This window comes from Pseudomonas sp. TE21394, from assembly GCF_054057835.1.
The window spans coordinates 3,702,314-3,720,215 of the sequence record NZ_JBSRZR010000001.1 but is presented as its reverse complement, the minus strand read 5'-3'; the positions used below and the strand labels follow the sequence as shown (position 1 = coordinate 3,720,215).

At 65.5% G+C, this 17,902-nt stretch carries 13 protein-coding genes; 7 read left to right on the top strand and 6 right to left on the bottom strand.

The window, feature by feature from the left end; genetic code table 11:
- Nucleotides 1-442 precede the first annotated feature (442 nt).
- The gene (locus ACVWZT_RS17035) at nt 443-2,125 is read left to right on the top strand and encodes an electron transfer flavoprotein-ubiquinone oxidoreductase (RefSeq protein ID WP_457470390.1); all 1,683 of its coding nucleotides are present in this window, start codon (nt 443-445) and stop codon (nt 2,123-2,125) included.
- Nucleotides 2,126-2,207: 82 nt separating this feature from the next.
- On the opposite strand, the gene ACVWZT_RS17030 is transcribed toward ACVWZT_RS17035, so the two are convergent.
- The 3 genes from ACVWZT_RS17030 to ACVWZT_RS17020 form a co-directional block, all read right to left on the bottom strand.
- Nucleotides 2,208-3,530, bottom strand: coding sequence for an MFS transporter (locus ACVWZT_RS17030; RefSeq protein ID WP_457470389.1), 1,323 nt, complete (start codon nt 3,528-3,530; stop codon nt 2,208-2,210).
- A 71-nt stretch (nt 3,531-3,601) separates the two neighbouring features.
- Nucleotides 3,602-4,081 (bottom strand): histidine kinase, encoded by a 480-nt coding sequence (locus tag ACVWZT_RS17025; protein ID WP_296232325.1) that lies wholly within the window; start codon nt 4,079-4,081, stop codon nt 3,602-3,604.
- Nucleotides 4,082-4,249: 168 nt separating this feature from the next.
- The gene (locus tag ACVWZT_RS17020; protein WP_457470387.1) at nt 4,250-4,726 is read right to left on the bottom strand and encodes a sigma-70 family RNA polymerase sigma factor; all 477 of its coding nucleotides are present in this window, start codon (nt 4,724-4,726) and stop codon (nt 4,250-4,252) included.
- A 225-nt stretch (nt 4,727-4,951) separates the two neighbouring features.
- On the opposite strand from ACVWZT_RS17020, the gene ACVWZT_RS17015 reads away from it, so the two are divergent.
- Genes ACVWZT_RS17015 through ACVWZT_RS17005 form a run of 3 tightly spaced genes read left to right on the top strand, consistent with a single transcriptional unit; the run spans nt 4,952 to nt 9,511 of the window.
- Nucleotides 4,952-6,124: an efflux RND transporter periplasmic adaptor subunit gene (locus ACVWZT_RS17015; RefSeq protein WP_457470386.1), complete on the top strand. Its 1,173-nt coding sequence runs from the start codon at nt 4,952-4,954 to the stop codon at nt 6,122-6,124.
- Entirely contained in the window at nt 6,125-8,089 is a 1,965-nt protein-coding gene (locus tag ACVWZT_RS17010; protein WP_296232242.1) for a MacB family efflux pump subunit, read from the top strand.
- A 3-nt stretch (nt 8,090-8,092) separates the two neighbouring features.
- Nucleotides 8,093-9,511, top strand: coding sequence for an efflux transporter outer membrane subunit (locus tag ACVWZT_RS17005; protein ID WP_457470385.1), 1,419 nt, complete (start codon nt 8,093-8,095; stop codon nt 9,509-9,511).
- A gap of 25 nt (nt 9,512-9,536) precedes the next feature.
- Here ACVWZT_RS17005 and pvdP read toward each other — a convergent pair whose 3' ends face one another.
- Complete coding sequence (gene pvdP, locus ACVWZT_RS17000) at nt 9,537-11,153, bottom strand: pyoverdine maturation tyrosinase PvdP (protein ID WP_457470383.1); 1,617 nt, start codon at nt 11,151-11,153, stop codon at nt 9,537-9,539.
- Between the two features lie 187 nt (nt 11,154-11,340).
- On the opposite strand from pvdP, the gene pvdM reads away from it, so the two are divergent.
- Both pvdM and pvdN read left to right on the top strand, forming a co-directional pair.
- Complete coding sequence (gene pvdM / locus ACVWZT_RS16995) at nt 11,341-12,687, top strand: pyoverdine-tailoring dipeptidase-like protein PvdM (protein ID WP_457470382.1); 1,347 nt, start codon at nt 11,341-11,343, stop codon at nt 12,685-12,687.
- A gap of 16 nt (nt 12,688-12,703) precedes the next feature.
- Nucleotides 12,704-13,996: a pyoverdine-tailoring periplasmic protein PvdN gene (gene pvdN, locus ACVWZT_RS16990; protein ID WP_457470380.1), complete on the top strand. Its 1,293-nt coding sequence runs from the start codon at nt 12,704-12,706 to the stop codon at nt 13,994-13,996.
- 39 nt (nt 13,997-14,035) lie between these two features.
- Here pvdN and ACVWZT_RS16985 read toward each other — a convergent pair whose 3' ends face one another.
- A complete protein-coding gene (locus ACVWZT_RS16985) occupies nt 14,036-15,004 on the bottom strand; it encodes an alpha/beta hydrolase (RefSeq protein ID WP_457470379.1) in 969 nt (322 codons plus the stop codon).
- Between the two features lie 138 nt (nt 15,005-15,142).
- On the opposite strand from ACVWZT_RS16985, the gene ACVWZT_RS16980 reads away from it, so the two are divergent.
- Nucleotides 15,143-16,264, top strand: coding sequence for a cupin-like domain-containing protein (locus ACVWZT_RS16980; protein WP_457470378.1), 1,122 nt, complete (start codon nt 15,143-15,145; stop codon nt 16,262-16,264).
- 38 nt (nt 16,265-16,302) lie between these two features.
- Here the strand turns inward: ACVWZT_RS16980 and ACVWZT_RS16975 are convergent, their stop codons facing one another.
- On the bottom strand, nt 16,303-17,694 hold the full coding sequence (locus tag ACVWZT_RS16975) for an aspartate aminotransferase family protein (protein WP_296232234.1): 1,392 nt from the start codon (nt 17,692-17,694) through the stop codon (nt 16,303-16,305).
- Nucleotides 17,695-17,902 lie beyond the last annotated feature (208 nt).

Below are 17,902 nucleotides of genomic sequence, written 5' to 3'. Positions count from 1 at the left end.
GGCAGTAACTTCACAGTGACCGAACAGTCTTGTCCGGACGCTTGCGTCAAATACTCACGGGTCATTTTCTGTCGTGGCGTGTAAACTCCACTACAAACCGGCCCAAGGCCGCAAAACCCTGCTCCACACCTGGTCTTTAGAGGTGTACCTGCGCCCGGCTGCAAGCCTACGGCGAACGTAAAACCGCTCGTATCTTGACCGTAACACCCAATCCGGTCAATACGGCAAATCGGTCACCCTCCAGCCGCGCTCCAGTGATTTTACTGGCCTGCGGCAAATTCAAACAAACGTTTGTATTGGACCCGCCAAGTGGTGTAGATATAATGCGCGGCCAAGACAAAACGGTGTAGTCCGTCATTTGCCCAGCTACAGCTCCGCCGCTGCGTAGAACCGCGGCGAATGCCCCGCGCACCCATAAGACCAAGCAACAGCACGAGCCTTGATGAGTAGGAGAGAACCAGTGGAACGCGAATACATGGAATTCGACGTGGTCATCGTCGGCGCCGGCCCGGCAGGCCTGTCCGCCGCCTGCCGCCTGAAGCAGAAGGCCGCCGAAGCCGGTAGCGAAATCAGCGTCTGCGTGGTGGAAAAGGGCTCTGAAGTCGGCGCCCACATCCTCTCCGGGGCGGTGTTCGAACCACGAGCCCTGAACGAGCTGTTCCCCGACTGGAAAGCCCTCGGCGCGCCACTGAACACCGAAGTGAAACGCGACGACATCTACGTGCTCAAGGATGCCGGCAGCGCGACCAGGGTGCCTGACCTGTTCGTGCCCAAGACCATGCACAACCACGGCAACTACATCATCTCGCTGGGCAACCTGTGCCGCTGGCTGGCCCAGCAGGCCGAGAACCTCGGCGTGGAAATCTACCCGGGCTTCGCCGCCCAGGAAGCCCTGTTCGATGACAACGGCGTGGTCCGCGGCATCGTTACCGGTGACCTCGGCGTCGACCGCGAAGGCAACCCGAAGGACGGCCTGTACACCCCAGGCATGGAATTGCGCGCCAAGTACACCCTGTTCGCCGAAGGCTGCCGTGGCCATATCGGCAAGCAACTGATCAAGCGTTTCAACCTCGACAGCGAAGCCGATGTTCAGCACTACGGCATCGGTTTGAAGGAAATCTGGGAAATCGACCCCGCCAGGCACGAACAGGGCCTGGTAGTGCATACTGCCGGCTGGCCGCTGGATGTGATGGCCAGGGACAACACCGGTGGTTCGTTCCTGTATCACCTGGAAAACAACCAGGTGGTCGTCGGCCTGATCGTCGACCTGTCCTACGCCAACCCGTACCTGTCACCGTTCGACGAATTCCAGCGGCTGAAGCACCACCCGGTGATCAGCCAGTACCTCGAAGGCGGCAAGCGGATCAGCTACGGCGCCCGCGCAATCGCCAAAGGTGGTTTGAACTCGCTGCCGAAAATGGTGTTCGACGGCGGTGCACTGATCGGTTGTGACCTGGGTACCTTGAACTTCTCCAAGATCAAGGGCAGCCACACCGCGATGAAGTCCGGCATGCTGGCGGCCGAAGCGGTCGCCGACGCGCTGGCCGCCGGCAGCGAAGGCGGCGACAAGCTGAACGGCTACGTCAGCGCCTTCAAGGCCAGCTGGTTGTACGAAGAACTGTTCGCCAGCCGCAACTTCGGCGCAGCCATCCACAAGTTCGGTCCGATCCTCGGCGGTGCGTTCAACTATGTCGACCAGAACTGGTTCGGTGGCAAGCTGCCGTTCACCCTGCGTGACACCAAGCCGGACTACGCCTGCCTGAAGCTGGCCGCCGACTCGCAGAAGATCGACTACCCGAAACCGGACGGCAGGCTCAGCTTCGACAAGCTCAGCTCGGTATTCCTCTCCAGCACCAACCACGAAGAGGAACAACCTTGCCACCTGAAGCTGACCGACCCGAGCATTCCGATCGCCAGCAACCTGCCGCTGTATGACGAGCCGGCGCAGCGCTATTGCCCGGCGGGCGTGTACGAAGTGGTGAGCCAGGAAGACGGCAGCAAGCGCTTCCAGATCAACGCGCAGAACTGCGTGCACTGCAAGACCTGTGACATCAAGGACCCGGCCCAGAACATCACTTGGGTCACCCCTGAAGGCGCGGGCGGGCCGAACTACCCGAACATGTAAGCCCCTGCCCTTGCGGTAATGAAAAGCCCCCGGTTCTCACGAGCCGGGGGCTTTCTGTTTTACCTGTTGCCTGGCGGCGCGCCTACAGGCACCGCGTCGGCAGGAGGTCGGGCTCGCTCATCGGCAACGGCTCACGACGCCCGAAACAGAGCGCCGTCAACAACCCCACCGCGCCCATGATCAGGCAGAACCCGGCACACACCCACGGGCTCCACGGCATCAAGGCAATCAGCGCCAGCGGTGTGGTGCTGGCCCACAGTGCGTAGGCCACGTTGTAGGTGAAGGAAATACCCGACACACGGATCTCGGCCGGGAACAACCCGACCATCACCGACGGCACCACCCCCACCACGCCACAGCACAGGCCGGCCAGTGCATAGGCCGCCCAGGTCATGCCCCACTGCCCTACCAGGCTGGTGTACAACACGCCGATGCCCAGCGGCAACAGCAGGCTGTAGAGCATCAGTGCGCGCCAGGCGCCGACGCGGTCGACCAGCAGGCCGGCCAGCACGCAACCGATATTGAGAAACACGATACCCACGCTGCTCAGGGCAAAAGTGTGCCCGGCCGTCATGCCGAAGCGCTGCTGCATCACCGTCGGGGTAATCACCACCAGCACCACCACGGCGGAGGTCAGCACACAGGTCAGCAGCGCCGCCGGGATCAACGCCCGCCGGTGTTCGCCCAGCACCTGGCGCAGCGGGAAGCGCACCGGCGCTTGCCGGCGCGCACGCAAGGCAAGGAACACCGGGGTTTCGCTGAGCCAGCGACGCAACCACACGCCAACCACGCCGAATACCCCGCCCAGCAGGAACGGGTAACGCCAGGCATGGTCGAGGATCTCCTGCGTGGTGAACAGTTGCGCCAGCAAGGTCGCAGTCAGCGCCCCCAGCAGGTAGCCGAAGGTCAGCCCCGCCTGCAGGAACCCCAGGGCGTAACCGCGCCGCCCGGCAGGCGCGTGCTCGGCGACGAAGGTCCACGCGCTGGGCACCTCGCCGCCGACCGCCGCGCCCTGCAGAATGCGCAGGGCCAGCAGGATCAGCGGGGCCGCATAGCCGATGTCGGCGTAGGTCGGCATCACCCCGATCAACAGGCACGGCAGGGCCATCATCAGGATGCTCAGGCTGAACACCCGCTTGCGCCCCAGGTGGTCGGCGAAGTGCGCCATCAGGATGCCGCCCAGCGGTCGCGCCAGGTAGCCGGTGACGAAAATCCCGAAGCTTTGCAGCAGGCGCAGCCATTCGGGCATCTCGGGCGGGAAGAACAGTTGGCTGAGAGTGAGCGCAAAGAACACGAAAATGATGAAATCGTAGATCTCCAGCGCGCCGCCCAGCGCCGCCAGGCCCAGGGTCCGGTGGTCGCGGCGGCTGAACCGGGACGGGCGAGCGGTATCGTTGGCAGTCATGGCAGGGTCCGCAAATCGGCAAAGGCCGAAAGGATAGCAAATAGCAGCACCCTTGCCGCGCCTGCGGCTTGCTAGCGGTTGAACACCGTGTGGGCGAAGTTGGCCCGCGCCACTGGCCGCGCCGGTGCCGCTGGCAGCGTGCCCGGCAGTGGCAGCTTGCCGACCTGCAGCGGCGTGTCGATGATCGCCATGAACGCCTCCAGCGCCTCATTGTCAGGCACCTGCGGCAGGCTCAGGCTGACGGCCTGACGCTCGGCCTGGGGCACCGAAGGGACTTTCACCTGACTGGAGTGATACAGCAGGGCATGCTGGATCTGCGGGCTGACCCGGCAGAAGCGCTCCAGGTCGACCCCGGCATGGCTGGCCAGCTCGATATTGCCCAGCAGCAGATGGAACGGCTGCAAGGCACACAGCACCAGGCGCTGCAGCTCCTCGAAGCTGTCCACGGGTGCAATCCGGTAATAGCCCAGCCCATTGAGCAGCCGTTCCAGCTGCAGGCGCTGGCACGGGTGTGCATCGGCGATAAGGATGCGCAAGGTCTTGTTTGCCATTGGTCGGGCCTGGGCAGTGGGGTAATGGGTACGCTCCATGACCGTACTGCGCCAGTGACGGCTACTGCCAGGTCGAGGCCTGGCAGGGGTCTACCTTGATAGAAGTCGGGAAAGACGCAGAAATCAAGTAGTGGGCGAGGGAATTTTCGGTCGCTGGCTGGCCGGCACTCAGCATTCCCACTCGCGCATGCGCACCCGGCAGTGCTTCATGGCGTTGACGATGTGTTTTTCCACCAGGCTGCGGGAAATACCCAGGTGGTCGGCAATCTGCTGGTGCGACAGGCCATCGAGCTTGCGCAGCAAAAAGCATTCACGGCAAACCTTGCCCAGCTCATCCAGGGCACGCTGCATCAGCGCCAGGCGCTGGTCGAGCTGCATGTCATGAGCCGGCGCCGGGGTGTGCCAGCGCTCGTCGCTGTCCAGCACCTCCAGCGGCTCGGCCTGGCGTACCAGATGGCGCCGATGGCGGTCGACCACCAGGTTGAGCGCGGTGCGGTACAAGAAGGCACGTGGGTGCTCGATGCGTTCGCCGTCGGTGCGCTCCAGCACCCGCAGGTAAGCATCGTGCGCCACGTCTTCCGCGGCCTGGCGACTGCCCAGGCGCGCGGAAAGGAAGCCCACCAGTTCGCGATAGTAATGTTCCACGACGTTACCTGAGATCGTCCTGCCAGCCTGGCCAGAAAGCCCTTTCAGGCAGCGAGCGGGACCGAGTGATATCAACCTGCGATCTTACAAATTATAATGATTCTCAGCAACACGGGTATGGCGGCCGGCGTCACATCCCTATCGCCATGCCAGCCCCACGCGATAACCGCTAAATCCTTTTCTGCCGCTTTCGTCTATCTGGCACCCACTTGGCTGGAAGTGCGCATGAGACCTTTACCCAACACCCGTCCCCGGGCCCTGCTCTTCGGCCTGGGTCTGCTCGCCGTGGGCTGCCTGCTGGCCTGGACGATCCCGCCCTACGCTGCACCAACGCCCAGCACGGTCGCCGTGACCCGCGCCGACATCGAAAGCAGCGTCACCGCACTCGGCACCCTGCAGCCAAGACGCTACGTGGATGTCGGTGCCCAGGCCTCCGGGCAGATCCACACCCTGCACGTCGAAGTCGGCGACACCGTACGCAAAGGCCAGCTGCTGGTCGAGATCGACCCCTCGACCCAGCAGGCCCGGCTGGATGCCGGCCGCTACTCGATCGACAACCTCAAGGCCCAGCTTGCCGAGCAACGCGCGCAGTTCCAACTGGCGCGGCAGCAGCTCAAGCGCCAACGCGACCTGGCCGCTGCCGGCGCCACCCGCGACGAAGACGTGCAAACCGCCACTGCCCAGCTCAACGTCACCCAGGCACGCATCGACATGTTCCAAGCGCAGATTCGCCAGGCCCAGGCCAGCTTGCGCAGCGACGAGGCCGAACTGGGCTACACACGCATCTATGCGCCCATGGACGGTACCGTGGTAGCGGTGGATGCCCGCGAGGGGCAAACCCTCAACGCCCAACAGCAAACCCCGTTGATCCTGCGCATCGCCAGGCTCTCGCCAATGACAGTGTGGGCACAGGTATCGGAAGCTGACATCGGCAAGGTCAAGCCCGGCATGACCGCGTACTTCACCACGCTGGCTGGCGGCAAGCGCCGCTGGACCAGCACCGTGCGCCAGGTGCTGCCGGTGCCACCCAAACCACTGGAACAGGCCAGCCAGGGCGGTGGCAGCCCGGCCAGCGTCAGCAACGGCAGCGCTGGCAACCAGGTGGTGCAGTACAGCGTGTTGCTGGATGTCGACAACCCGGACGGTGCGCTGATGGCCGAGATGACCACCCAGGTGTTCTTCGTCGCAGGCAAGGCCAGCCAGGTGCTGACCGTGCCAAGGGCTGCACTGGACGAAGCGGATGGCCTGCGCCTGGCGCGTGTGCTGACCCGCGACGGCAAGGTGGAACAACGCCAGGTTCGCACCGGCCTCAGTGACCGCCTGCGGGTGCAGGTACTGGACGGCCTCAGTGAAGGCGAACGCCTGGTCATCGGCGCCCCTGGCGTCAGCGGAGGCTGAATGAGCACACCCCTGATCGAACTGGTCGACATCCGTAAATCCTTCGGCGGCGTCGGCTCCCCCAAAGTCGATATCCTGCATGGCATCAGCTTGCGCATCCACCCCGGCGAGTTCGTCGCCATTGTCGGCGCCTCAGGTTCGGGCAAGTCGACGCTGATGAACATCCTCGGCTGCCTCGACCGCCCTACCTCCGGCAGCTACCGCTTCGCCGGCAAGGACGTGGCCGAACTGGGCAGTGACGAGCTGGCCTGGTTGCGCCGCGAGGCGTTTGGCTTCGTGTTCCAGGGCTACCACCTGATCCCCTCCGGCTCGGCCCGGGAAAACGTCGAAATGCCGGCCATCTATGCTGGCATCGCTGCCAGCGAACGCCACGCCCGCGCCAGCGCCCTGCTCGACCGCCTGGGCCTGGCCAGCCGCACCGGCAACCGCCCGCACCAGTTGTCTGGCGGCCAGCAGCAGCGGGTATCGATTGCCCGAGCCTTGATGAACGGCGGCCACATCATCCTCGCCGACGAACCCACCGGCGCGCTCGACAGCCACAGCGGCAGCGAGGTGATGGCGTTGCTCGACGAGCTGGCCAGTCAGGGCCACGTGATCATCCTGATCACCCATGACCGCAACGTGGCAGCGCGGGCGCAGCGGGTGATCGAGATTCGCGACGGTGTGGTCATCAGCGATTCGGCCACCGGGCAGCCCCCGGTGGACCATGGACGAGGTCTGCAGGCCGACCAGTTGCGTCAGCACCTGGACCGCGGCGCGGCCTTGCGCGGGGCGTGGAAAGGCGAACTGCGCGAAGCCCTGCAGGCCGCCTGGCGGGTGATGTGGGTCAACCGCTTCCGCACCGCCCTGACCCTGCTGGGCATCGTCATCGGTGTCGCCTCGGTGGTGGTGATGCTGGCCGTGGGCGAAGGCAGCAAACGCCAGGTGATGGCGCAGATGGCCGCCTTCGGCTCGAACATCCTCTACCTCAATGGCAAACCGGCGAGCCTGGGCGAACAGGCCGGTACCATCACTCTCGACGATGTCGCCGCCATCGGCCAGTTGCCGCAGGTTCGGCACGTGATGCCGGTGCTTGGAGAAAAGATGATGGTGCGTTACGGCAACCACAGCCAGCGGTTCTATGTGGGTGGCAACAACACCCGCTTCCCCGAACTTTTCAACTGGCCGGCGGTGCACGGCAGCTTCTACACCGAAACCGATGAAGCCACCGCCGCGGCAGTGGCGGTGATCGGCCAGAAAGTGCGGGACAAGATGCTCGACCCTGGGCGCGACCCGCTGGGGCAGTACCTGCTGATCGGCAATGTACCGTTCCAGGTGGTCGGTATCCTGGCAGGCAAGGGTGCCAGCTCCGGCGACCAGGACAGCGACGGGCGCATCGTGGTGCCCTACTCTGCGGCGGCCATCCGCCTGTTCGGCCAGCGCGACCCGGACTACATCGCCGTCGCCGCTCTCGACTCCACGCGGGTCGACGAGACCGAAGCGGCCATCGACCAGCTGCTGCGCCAGCGCCACAACGGGCGCCGCGACTTCGAGCTGACCAACGATGCCGCGCTGATCCAGGCCGAAGCGCGCACACAGAACAGCCTGTCGCTGATGCTGGGGGCGATTGCTGCGATTTCGCTGCTGGTCGGCGGCATCGGGGTGATGAACATCATGCTGATGACCGTGCGCGAGCGCACCCGCGAAATCGGTATCCGCATGGCGACCGGCGCCCGCCAGCGCGACATCCTGCGGCAATTTCTCAGCGAGGCGGTGATGCTGTCGATGGTCGGCGGCCTGGCCGGCATCGTCCTGGCCCTGGCCATCGGCGCCGGCCTGATGCTGGCTGAGGTGGCAGTAGCCTTCGCCCTGCCCGCCATGCTCGGCGCCTTTGCCTGCGCCGTGGTTACCGGCATCGTGTTCGGCTTCATGCCAGCGCGCAAGGCCGCCCGCCTCGATCCGGTCAAAGCCCTTACCAGTGAATAACCCATGACTCTGCCCAGCCGCATCAGCCTGCTGACCCTGTGCGTCAGCCTTGCCGCCTGCACCACGCCCCCCATGCCCGCCAACGGCATTCCCGCACCGCTCGCCTGGCAGGGCGCAGCCGTATCAGCATCGGCCCAACGGCCGACGACACGATGGTGGCATGCTTTCGCCAGCCGCGAACTGGACCGCCTGGTGCAGCATGCCCTGCACAATGCCCACGACCTCGCCGCCGCCACGGCGCGGGTGCGCCAGGCGCGCGCCCGCGCAGTCATGGCCGGCGCGCCATTGCTGCCGGAACTGAAGCTGGGCCTGGACGGCAACCGCCAACGCCTGCTGCATGGCGAGGGCAACGACCAGCTAGATGTCAGCCGCAACGAACCGACCAGCACCTCATTCGACCTGCAGCTCAGCGCCAGCTACGAAATCGACTTCTGGGGCGGCCTGCGGGCGACTCGCGAAAATGCCCTGCGCAGCCTCGATGCCAGCCGTTTCGACCGCCAGACTGTCGAGCTGACCTTGGTCAGTGCCGTGGCCGACAGTTATTTGCAGGGGCTGGCCCTGAAAGAACAATTGCGCATCGCCCGCCTGAACCTGCGCAATGCCCAGGACGTGCTGGGACTGGTCGAAGCGCGCCAGCGCAACGGGGCCGCCACGCGCCTGGAGCTGGCCCAGCAACGCAGCCTGGTCGCCGCCCAGCAACGTCAGTTGCCGTTGCTGGAGCAGAAGTGGCAAGACAGCCGGGTCACCCTGGCGACCCTGCTCGGTGAACCGGTGCAGTCGCTGCCCAGCAGCCAGGAAGCGATCGCCAGCCTGCAGTGGCCTGCCATCGGCAGTGGCGTGCCCAGCGAACTGCTCACCCGCCGCCCGGATATCGCAGCGGCAGAAGCACGACTGGCAGCCGCCAGCGCCAACGTGCAGGTCGCCCGCGCGGCCATGCTGCCCAAGCTCACCCTCGGCGCCAGCCTGGGGGCGGGTGCCAATACCGTTGCCCACCTGTTCGACAGCGCCTACTACACGCTCACCAGTGGCCTGGTCGCGCCGGTCTTCGACAACGGCCGGTTGCGCGCGGCAGGTGAACTGGCCGAAGCCGAACAGGCGGAATTGCTGGAGACCTACCGCAGCAGCATCCTGGCCGGCTTTGCCGATGTCGAGAAGGCGCTCAATGCAATCGACGGCGCGGAGCGCCAGCGGCAATGGCAGGATGAAGAGGTGCAACAGGCACGGCTGGCATTCGAGCTGGCGCAACAGCGTTACGCCGCGGGAGCCGAGACCTTGTTGAGCGTGCTGGAGACCCAGCGCACCTTGTATGTGGCGCAGGACCAGCAGGCGCAACTGCGCCTGGCGCGGTTGCAAAGCAGCGTGGCGTTGTACAAGGCACTGGGCGGGGGTTGGGAAATCGATCCTGTGCACGATCGGTTATAGGCGCGCGCCAACGGCGCGTGCTTCATCACTGGCGCTGCACCACCCTCAGGTTGCGCGCATACCACGGCCGCTGCGGCACCCTGGGTTGCAGTCGCTCGAACAGGCCGTCATTGCTGTAGATGATGCGCAATGCCAGCTTCATCGTTTCCGGGTCCATCTCCACACTGCGCCCAGGCCGCAGCCCCGGCACGGTCGAGCAACCATGGGTATCCGGCCCCAGCCACGGATCCGCCACGGCCACCCAACGCCCGGGGGCGAACCACGGCACACCGTTGACCTGCAGGCGCCGGACCTCGCCGGGGTGCAGCCGTTCGTGGGCGTGGAACCAATCGTCGATGCGGTCGTCGATCCAGCCATGAAAACGCCAGAACACCGGGTTCACATGGGAGGAAAACGGGTCTCCAAGGAAATCGTTCTGCGCAGCGAACCAACGCTCGGCAAAGTCATCCGGCGTGCGCGCCGTGGGCACCGGCATGCCATTGGCGGGGTCGCGCGGCACCGATGCCCAGCGCATGTGCAACCAGTCGTGCAGGCCCAGTTCCAGCTCCGAGCCGAACTGCGCCAAGGTCAGCGTGCCCAGGTATTCCGGGTCGGTATAGCGCGACTCCCAGACCTGGAAATTGCCGTGGAAGGTATCCGCCGCCTTGATGTCGCGTACCCACTGGCTGTACGCCGCGTCACCGCTGGCCAGCCAGGTCGGCGGCAGGGCATTGCCGTCATGGTTGTCGAAGTAACGGGCGAAGCCGACGCGGTCGCGCTCCAGTTCCGGCTGCGGCAGCGGGAAGCGCGGCCAGGAAGGCAGGTCCTGCAACGCACGGGCGCTGCCCAGCATATGCCGGTGCATGAACAGGAAGTCCTCGCCCGAGCCATTGCGGTCCTTGTGCCGCCCCCGCGCATCCCGCTCACGGTCACGCGGCCCGGGTTGCCAGCCCAGGCCACGCAGGGCCGCCTGCTTGTCCTTGGCCAGCTTGTGCCATTTGTCCCGCGCGGCGTGCCACAGCTGGTGGAACAGGCGATGCTCCGGAGCGACCAGCCAGGCCAGCAGTTGCGGGTTCAGCGGGGTCCGTTCGCGGGCTTCCGGGAAGGTGCGTTTCAAGGCCACGAACTGGTTATCCTGCAGCGGCAACGACAACGCCCGGTCGAGGCAGGCAATGCGCCCATTGAGGGTGGCTGGCCCGGCGTTGCCGAAGCGGCCCCATACCTCGTCGAGCACGACATGGCATTCATAGCGCGCCCGGGACGAAAACAGCCGCCAGCGCAAGGTGCCCGGCGTGTCCGCCAGCAAGTCGCCGACCACGCGGTAACGCGGTTCCGCCTCCGCACGCAGGCGCTCGGGGGTATCCAGATAACCGCGCAGGGCGCGGCCATTGCCTGCAACGTCAAGAAACAGCTCCAGGTCGCCCGCCGGCAAGCCCTGCAGGCCCGCCTCCTCGCCCAGCAGGGTCAAGCGCCAGACGCCGCGCAGGGTATCGCCCAACTGCTGCAGGCCGGTATCGGCCAACTCGACGACGGCCTCGCCAGGCGTCTCCGGAAATTCCTCGGCGGCGCTCTGCCGCTGGTGATACAGCGCAGCCACCGCAGCGGGCACCACCACGCCCGTCAATGCCACACCGGCGATGAAACCGCGTCGCGAAATCGTCATTGCATACCTGTGCATTCATTGCGGCCATGGAGCACGGCCCGTCCAAGGCTAGAACGTTGCATGAGCGGCGAAATTTAACCGTGCATGGCCAAAGGCCGCGGCTAAATTCCTGCGCTGCAGGCTCGTCCACTGCAGGTAGCGGCGGCCTCTGTGCCCATCCCTCGACGGTGAACCTACTGAGACCAAGATGAAGACTTCACGCTGGAACAAAGCCCTGTTTATCAGCCTGGCCACCGCGCTTGGCGCTAGCGCCGGGTTTGCTGCCTGGCACTATTTCGCCACGCCCGCCGGCTACTCCAGAGAGGTGACCCGCCAGGCCAACGACCTGCAGGAACGCATCCTCTCGTTCGACAGCCATGTCACCCTGCCGCTGACCTTCGGCACCGAAGGCAATGAGGCGGACAAGGACGGCGCTGGCCGCTTCGACCTGGCCAAGGCTGCACGCGGGCGTCTGTCCGGTGCTGCCCTGACGATATTCGCCTGGCCCGAATCATGGACCGGCAGCACTGCCCCGCACCGCCCTACCCCGGGCTTCGTCGAGGCCGCCCGGCATACCCAGGAGGTGCGCTACAACGCCATCAGCGCGATGGTCCGCGACTTCCCGCAACAGGTTGGCATCGCCTACACCCCGCAAGACTTTCGGCGCCTGCACGGCGAGGGCAAGTTCGCGGTGCTGCTCAGCATGCTCAATGCCTACGCCCTGGGCGACGACATCGACCAGCTCGACCGCTGGGCCGCACGCGGGGTGCGCATGTTCGGCTTCAGCTATGTGGGCAACAACAGCTGGGCCGATTCGTCGCGCCCGTTGCCGTTCTTCAATGACACTGCCGATGCCCTTGGTGGACTGTCGCCGCTCGGCAAACGCGCCGTGCAACGGCTGAATGACCTGGGCGTGATCATCGATGTGTCGCAGATGTCCAGCAAGGCGCTGGCCCAGGCCGTCGCCCTCAGCCGCGCGCCCGTGGTGGCGTCGCACTCGGCGCCACGGGCCATGGTCGACATCAGGCGCAACCTCTCCGACAAGGAACTGCAACTGATCAAGGACAGCGGCGGTGTCGTCCAGTTGGTGGCCTTCTCAACCTACCTCAAGCCGCTGAGCAGCAAGACCCAGGGCAAACTCAACGCATTGCGCGCACGCTACGCCCTGCCGCCACTGGCTGACCTCAACTACGCACTGATGCCGGGTGACCCGGTGATCGCCGGCTGGCCCGAGCAGAAGGTCGGCCAGTATGCCAACGAGCTGTACGGCATTCTCGAAGAAGAACCCCCGGCCACCCTCAAGGACTACGGCGACGCCATCGACTACACGGTGCGCAAGGTCGGCATCGACCATGTCGGCCTCAGTTCGGACTTCAACGAAGGCGGCGGCATCGACGGCTGGCAGAACGCCAGCGAGGCACGCAACGTCACTGCCGAACTGATCAGCCGCGGTTACTCCGAAGCAGATATTGCCAAGCTCTGGGGCGGCAATTTCCTGCGGGTGTGGGAGCAGGTGCAACGTGCCGCACAACCTGTCGCCTCTTTATCCCCCTGAACTTGCGAGCCACGTGATGAACGACCGTCGCACCTTTCTCAAACAGGCCGGCCTGCTGGCTGCCGCCTTGCCGTTGACAGGCCCCGGCCCGTTGCTGGCAACCGCCCATGCAGCGCCTGTCCAAGCTGCCAGTGGCAACGACTGGGCTGCATTTCGCGGCCTGTTCGAGCTAGATCCTAGCTATGCCCACTTCGCCAACTTCCTGATCACCTCGCACCCACGCCCGGTGCGCGAAGCCATCGAGGCATTGCGCGCCCGTTTCGACCATCACCCGGCCCGCCTGGTGGACTGGGACAGCCAGTCGGAGTGGAAGCACGAAGCCGCCGTACGCGAGTGGGCGGCGCGCTACCTCGAAGTGACGCCCCGCCAGATTGCCCTGACCGGCAGCACCACCGAAGGCCTCGGGCTGATCTACGGCGGGCTGAAAATTGCGCCGGGCCAGGAAATCCTCACCACCGTGCATGAGCATTCGGCGGCGCGCCATACCATGGGTTTCCGCACCACGCGCGACGGCACCCCAGTGCGCCGTTTGCGCTTGTTCGACGACCCCGCCAAGGTCAGCAGCGACCAGGTATTGTCCACCATCGCTGCCGCCATCCGGCCACAGACCCGGGTACTGGGCATGACCTGGGTGCACTCGGGCAGTGGCGTGAAACTGCCGGTGGGCGAGATCGGCGCACTGGTGCGCGAGGTCAACCGCCAGCGTGACGAGCAGGACCGGATCATCTACGTGATCGACGGCGTACATGGCTTTGGCGTCGAAGACATGCGCTTTGCCGACCTGAACTGCGATTATTTCATTGCCGGTACCCACAAGTGGCTGTTCGGACCACGCGGTACCGGGATCATCTGCGCGGCCTCCCCCGGGCTGGAGCAACTGACCCCGACCATTGCCACCTTTTCCGAGAATGAAGACTTCGCCACCGTGATGACACCGGGTGGCTACCACGCGTTCGAACACCGCTGGGCGTTGGGCAAGGCGTTCGAATTGCACCTGCAACTGGGCAAGGCAGCGGTGCAGGCGCGTATTCACCAGTTGAACGACTACCTGCGGCAACGGCTTGAGGCACTGCCGGGTATCGAACTGGTGACCCCGCGCAGCGCACGGTATTCGGCGGGGTTCACCTTCTTCAGGGTCAAGGGCCAGGATGCCGACGAGGTCGCCCGGCATCTCAATAGCCAGCGCATCGTGGTCGATGCCGTGTCGCGGGACGTGGGGCCGGTGGTGCGGACGGCGCCAGGGTTGTTGAATACCGAGGCCGAGATCGAGCGGTTGGTAGATGTTCTGCGGCGACGCGTTCACGGGTGACGCCCTGGGGGGCGCAACGCGCGCCCCGGCAGTCTCGCGTCAGCCCTGCTCCCCGATGCCCTGCAACCACGTCCCGACATCCCGATAGATGCCCCCCACCTGCCCCACGATCCCCGACATGCGCAAAAAGTCATGGGTCAGGCCCTCCACCCGCGCAAAGCGCACCGGCGTGCCACCCGCCAGCAGCCAGTCCCGATAAGCGATACCTTCATCGTGCAACGGGTCGTACTCGGCCACGAACAGATACGCCGGCGCCAACGCTTGTCGTAGCGTCGAGCGCAACGGCGACACCCGCCAGTCCAGGCGTTGCTCGGGCTGCGGCACGTAGTGTTGGTAGAACCATTCCAGGGTGGGCGTCTCCAGCAGGTAGCCCTCGGCATGCTGGCGATGCGATTCCCGCTGGCAGGCAATGTCGGTCACCGGGTAGAACAGCAACTGCGCCAGCGGCTTGAATGCCAGGGCCTCGGGCTGCTGCACCGCCATGATGGCCATGACCGCTGCCAGGCTGGCCCCCACACTGTCTCCTGCCAGCACTATCCGGCGGTTGTCCAGCCCCAGCGCCGCCGCCTGTTCGGCCAGCCAGTTGGCGGCGTCCAGCACGTCGTGCAGCGCCACCGGGAACTGCTGCTGCGGTGCCAGGCGGTAGTCTGCCGCCAGCACGGCGAACTCGCCGAGCGCCGCCAGACGGCGGCACACCGAGTCATGCGAGTCGAGGCTGCCGACCACGTAGCCGCCACCGTGCAGGTACAGGATCACCGGTTGCAAGGCGGTGCCGGCCTGGCCCTGACGGTACAGACGGGCCGCCAGACGAGTACCGTCGCGCACGCTGAACTGCAGCTCGCTGACCATCACATGGCCCGGCGGGCTCGGGTCGAGCACCTGCGAGCTGCTTTCGAACTCGGCGCGGGCCTGGGCCACGTCCATCGCGTGCATGGGCAGGCTCCTGCCCGTCAGCCGGCCAAACTCGACCAGTTCCAGAAAAGCCGCCAGATCGGGGTGCAGTGCCATGTGGGTTCCTTGGATGAAGTGACTCGGGCTCCCCTACGGGACGTAGCTGCACGCCGAAAAATTACCTGTCCGGACGGCTAAATCGCTGGCGCAGACACTCGTCATCCTTGCACAACGAAAGACCGCCAGAGGCACACCGTGGACCTTCAGAGCATCCTCAGCAAATTGTTCGCCAACGCCCATGCCGTCGGCATCGAAGGCGTCTTCCAGTTCGTCTTCGGCGAGGACCAGGCCTTCTGGGCGGAGGTGCGCGACAGCAGCCGCACCGGTGCCGGCCGGCACGGTGCCGCGGATGTCACCATCGAAGTGGCCGAGCGCGACTTCCTCGGCATCATGGGCGGCACCGCCAACGTCGAGGAACTGTTCGCCAGTGCGCGCCTGAAGATCACCGGCAACATGGGCCTGGCCACCCTGCTACCGCAGATCATCAGCAACGCCCGCCGCGGGACGCCGCCGACCAAGGTGTCGATGAACCAGCGCTACCCGACACCGGCACGCTTCAGCGAACGGGTGTCGGCCGCCCAACCAGTGCAGCGCGAAGTGGCACGCATTGCCCGCGCCGACCTGCCCGTGGCGCGCTTTCACAACGACTATCTGGCGCATGGCACCCCGCTGGTGATCAGCGATGCCCTGCAGGATTGGCCGCTGTTCAGCATGGGCCGTGAAGCCTCGCTGGTACATTTCGCCGAATTGCAGGGCATTACCCGCCACGGCGACTACGTGAAGAAGACGTTCTCCACCGACCGCGACTTCCGCTCCACTTCCATGGCCGAGTTCATCGCCTCGCTGGACACCCCGGCCAGGCCTGGTGAAACACCGGCGTACATGGGCAACAACATCGTCCCGGAAAAGCTGCTGGCGCTGATCCGCTACCCCCAGTATTTCGCCCGTGACAGGTTCATCGCGCCGCGCATCTGGATCGGCCCGAAGGGCACCCTGACGCCGTTGCACCGCGACGATACCGACAACCTGTTCGCCCAGGTCTGGGGCCAGAAGTCGTTCATTCTAGCCGCGCCGCACCATCGCCCGGCGCTGGGCACTTGGTCGACCAGCCCCAAGGGCGGCCTGGACGGCTGCGATTTCAACCCCGACGCCCCGGATTATCAACGCTTCCCGGCAGCGCGCGAGGTGCCGTTCCTGCGGGTGGTGCTGCAAGCCGGTGACCTGCTGTTCCTGCCCGAGGGTTGGTTCCATCAGGTGGAGTCGGTGTCCACCTCGTTGTCGGTGAACTTCTGGGTGGATTCCGGGCGCGGCTGGTAGCCAGGATTGCCGGGGGCGTTTTGCGCCCCCGGCATTATTCAGACAGAAGCAACCAACGCCTCGGCAAAGCGCTGTGCCACTTCATCGACCTGCTCACCACTGATGATCAACGGCGGCAGGAAACGCACCACCGCGCCATGCCGCCCGCCCAGTTCCAGGATCAGCCCGCGCTTGAGGCACTCGCGCTGCACCTTGGCCGCCAGCTCACGGTTGGCCTGCGGCTGGCCCAGGGCATCACGCTGCCCTTGGCCGCCTACCAGCTCCACCCCGATCATCAGACCGCGCCCGCGGATATCGCCCAGTTCCGGATAATCCCGCTGCAACTGCTGCAGGTGCTGGCGCAGGCGCTGGCCCATGGCCTCGGCATGCTCGGCCAGGCGCTGCTCGACCAGGTAGCCGATCACCGCCGAGCCCGCGGCCATGGCCATCTGGTTGCCACGGAAGGTGCCTGCGTGGGCACCTGGCTTCCAGGTATCAAGCCAGTCGCGGTACACCACCACCGCCAGGGGCAGGCTGCCACCAATGGCTTTGGACAGGGTGACCACATCCGGCACGATGCCGGCGTGCTCGAAGGCGAACATGCGCCCGGTGCGGGCAAAGCCGCTCTGGATCTCGTCGACGATCAGCGCCACGCCAGCCTGCTCGGTGATCCGACGCACGCCCCTGAGCCAGTCGATATCGGCCGGGATGACCCCGCCCTCGCCCTGCACCACCTCAAGGATCACTGCGGCGGGCAGGGGCACGCCGCTTTCCGGGTCAAGCAAGAGGTTTTCCAGGTAATGCAGGTTGGCCTTGACCCCGGCTGCGCCGCCCAGACCGAACGGACAGCGGTAGTCATAGGGGTACGGCATGAACTGCACGCCGTTGCCAAGCAAGGCGCCCAGTGGCTGCTTCGGCCCATGGCTGCCCATCAGGCTCAGCGCGCCCTGGCTCATGCCGTGGTAGGCGCCCTGGAAGGCCAGCACGGTGCTCCGGCCAGTGGCACTGCGCACCAGTTTCAGCGCCGCTTCCACCGCATCGGTGCCGGTCGGGCCGCAGAACTGCACCTTGGCCTCGCGACGCAGTGCCTCGGGCAGGACGCCGAACAGGTCCTGGACAAAGCGGTCCTTGACCGGCGTGGTCAGGTCCAGGGTATGCAGGGGCAGCTCATCGGCCAGGACCCGCTGGATCGCTTCGACCACTACCGGGTGGTTATGGCCCAGCGCCAGGGTCCCGGCTCCAGCCAGGCAATCGATGAACTGACGGCCTTCGACATCTTCCACATGAATGCCACTGGCGCGCTTGAGCGCCAGCGGGATGCGCCGCGGGTAGCTGCGGGCGTTGGACTCCTGTTGCTGCTGGCGCTGCAACAGCGGCGAATCGGTGAACGCGTACAACGGGCGCGGCGTGCTCGCCGGTGGGACCTGGGCAAGGCTGTAAGCGGTGGACATGGAGTGGTTCCTCGCAAGCAAGCGAATGAGCGGGTGTCGCTTGGGAAACGCTTGGATGCGAGGAGGATTTAGCGGTTGTTACGGGATTTTCGACAGCCTGTTATGGCCTCTTCGCGGGTACACCCGCTCCCACAGGGACCACTCGATATCTGAACCCTGTGCTGTACTTGTGGGAGCGGGTTTACCCGCGAAACGGCCGCAACAAGCG